Here is a 2,863-nt window from a genome sequence, read left to right on the forward strand (position 1 = left end):
ATCCTTGAAAACCCTACTCAGTAATCGATGATCAACAAAGATCTCAGGCGCGCTCCCCGCGCTTGCGCGGCTAGTTCAACGCCTTGGTTTAGCGGCGGCCCGACAGGGGCGTCCGGTGGAGGCCGCAGGCCGGAACGAACTACAACAACTTGTTATATTTCGTCGTCCTCGATTGGACCGCCAACCGTGTCGAAAATCATGGTGTGGCACTCGACCGTGAACCATTCGTCAAACAATTTCAGGGTCAGTTTCTGAGGCCATAAATCTGGATCAACATACCACCCACCCAGCTCGCTTTCGAACAAAGGACGAAAGTTAGCCTTGATCCATTTTCTGAGTTGCTCGGGAGTGTCGGCCACCTCCTCATCAATGAGGTAAACGGTACGCTCCTCGTTGACATCCTCGAGCGTGATTTCCGGGCCGTCAGGGTTCGGATCAGCTTCGTTGATCCAGCGCACTGCCGGCTCTTTGTAACGGAGGATTAAAGCTGACCTATTGAGCAATTTGGGACTCCCTGAGAAATATAACGCGCGGCTCACGCGCCGATTTGGAACCGCAAAGCGGCCTAAAATCGGTCGCCGTGCAGCCGATTGTTAAATATTTTTCGATACGAGGAGTTGGTTTATATTGTCATCGCCTATGGAACCATCCTTGAGCGAGGCTCTATAGTCATTGTAGGACAATTCAACATACCTGTACGCTTGATCTAAAGTATTAATCTTTTTCCCGTCAGCAGCAAGACCGGCGATACTACTCATCACAATATCCAGGTAATCATGAATATTTTTAATTAGAATATTAATGTGCGCTGGAGTATGTCCTGCATGAACTATTTGGTTCCTTGCCCTGTATATTCTTCTGATTTGCCAGCTTACTCTAAGCCAATGATTGTCGATGATTCTATTTATCTTCTTAGTTGATGATAGGTTTTCGGAAAAGTAGTGAGCTCTATTCCTTAGAAGATGGAAGTCTCCGAGTGACTTGTAAAGTAGTTGCTTCTGCTCTTCGTACTGAGGAAGCACTAGAAGCCTAATTAATTTCTCGCGGTCACTTTCGCCGGTAATAGGATTTATCAACGAGAATGTTTCCCGTGCATTCCATAGTTTAAAGTCTTGAATAAGTCGGTCTGTAAGGGAGTGCAAGTATGTTAGCGACAGGAATGGGAGCGTTGAATCTATTATGTTGTTAATTTTTGCTTTGTTCCGATTAAGCTTGCCCGGGGTTATTGTTTCTAGCGAAACCCAAAGATTCAAGAGTTGATTTTCGGGTGAGTCACTTCTCAGTGCGAGCGCGTGCAGTTCAACGGCACGAGTATATTTTTGGAAGCTCTGCTTTTCGGCTAGAGAAAAATTTTCGATAAATTTGTACAGATCATCGGCAGCATCCTTTGAACGCCTGTCGCTGCACATATGCATAGGGTTTCTTGAGGCAGGAACTATGCGAGAAGAATTTACACTTTTGTTTATAAGCAGCGCACCTTTGGACCAGGAAGGTACCTGTTTGTGATGAAAAATATTCGTTAAGGCGCTCAGACGGTCGAGCCTTCTCTCTACAGACTCTCGCGCTGAAAATACATCAAGAGAATTTACCTTTTCACATATAAGATATACGTCGTCCTCTTCATCGAGGGTAAAGTTTTTAGCATTTATATAGCCTTCAATTTCTGGCGACACCTCTCTAGAAATTGATATGTCCAACTTTTCACATGAATCCGCAATCTCTAAGAAAAGACTATCTCCCTTGAATAAAACTTGATATTCAACAGGATTTCCCTTAACCATATCAAAAAACAGGCTTATATCTTCAGGCTGATGGATTTGTTTTCTACCCCAGTGAAATGTTTTTCTTGTTACTGCATATAAATATTGATTACTATATCCTAGCGTGATGAGAGATGAGGCGTAACTTCTAGTTAACGCTCTAATTCTATTCTTTTCTCTTCCATTGCGAACTGCCTCAAGTAAAAGAATTTCATTCTGGTCCTTATATAAAGGCAGTCTTATTTGAGAATATATTATTTCGACTGTCACCTTTATCTGATATAAATTCGCGTCGGCATTGCGCAACTGCGAGCATGCAGACTCAATATCAATATCCAAAAGGCTGTGTACTACCTCATCCCTCTTAAGATTCAGGGCAAGTTCTTCTAATACATGGGGAAGGTTGGCTTGATCAATGACTTCGTTTTCAATATCTTTTATGAGCTCTAAAGTTTCTAGGCATAAAGTACTAGAATTCATTGCCGACGGCTTGTAGGTGTCTAAGCTGTAATCGAACAACAGCTCTTCTAGAAGCTGAACAAAGAAAACCAACCCCTCTAGCTGATCCAGGTTTTGCCAGTTCTTCAAAGTTCTAAACTTCATAAAGTATCTTCATCCATTAACATTTTTTGAATTTAACGCTGGCGTAACGGGCCGGTTTGTGGAGCGGCAGCGGAACAAAGCGGTCCCGTTGACGCGATTGTTAGAGATTTCCTAGGCTCGCCAGAACAACCAAAATTAGGAGTAGGCCAACAACCCACCATACCGCCGATGATGAACCTTCGCTCTTGCCACGATCCGAGCGCTTGTTCGATTTTGGGGTTTCTTCCCCTACCCCCTCTGTCAAGGTAGTTGGAACCCCACCCGATGTTAGACTCTCTCAATAAAGTGGGGCGAGAGACAGAGGTTTTCATGAAATATTCACCGGAGCGTCGCGAAGCCATTCTTAAAAAGTTACTGCCACCTAACCCGAACATTTCATAAACACCCCAAGCAGCAGCCACGAAATTTTCTCGGTTAGCCCATTACGCCCAGATATGAGAATTATTAGTAGTATGCGCGCCAATGTCGCTCTGATGTCATCCAGTCACCGGCCTTAAGTG

The 2,863-nt window shown here is 44.1% G+C and carries 2 protein-coding genes; both read right to left on the bottom strand.

Annotation, left to right across the window (positions count from 1 at the left end):
- Positions 1 to 152 precede the first annotated feature (152 nt).
- Positions 153 to 458 (bottom strand): hypothetical protein, encoded by a 306-nt coding sequence (locus AC13C0_RS00005; RefSeq protein WP_336274555.1) that lies wholly within the window; start codon positions 456 to 458, stop codon positions 153 to 155.
- Positions 459 to 593: 135 nt separating this feature from the next.
- Positions 594 to 2,363 carry a hypothetical protein gene (locus AC13C0_RS00010; RefSeq protein ID WP_482953693.1) on the bottom strand — a complete coding sequence of 590 codons (1,770 nt, stop codon included), beginning with the start codon at positions 2,361 to 2,363 and terminating at the stop codon, positions 594 to 596.
- Between the last annotated feature and the right edge of the window lie 500 nt (positions 2,364 to 2,863).

It is taken from the genome of Marinobacter sp. B-21, assembly GCF_056857895.1.

Excerpts from the sequence above, each read along its gene's own strand:
- AC13C0_RS00010 (WP_482953693.1), bottom strand. The coding sequence starts at position 2,363 with ATGAAGTTTAGAACTTTGAAGAACTGGCAAAACCTGGATCAGCTAGAG.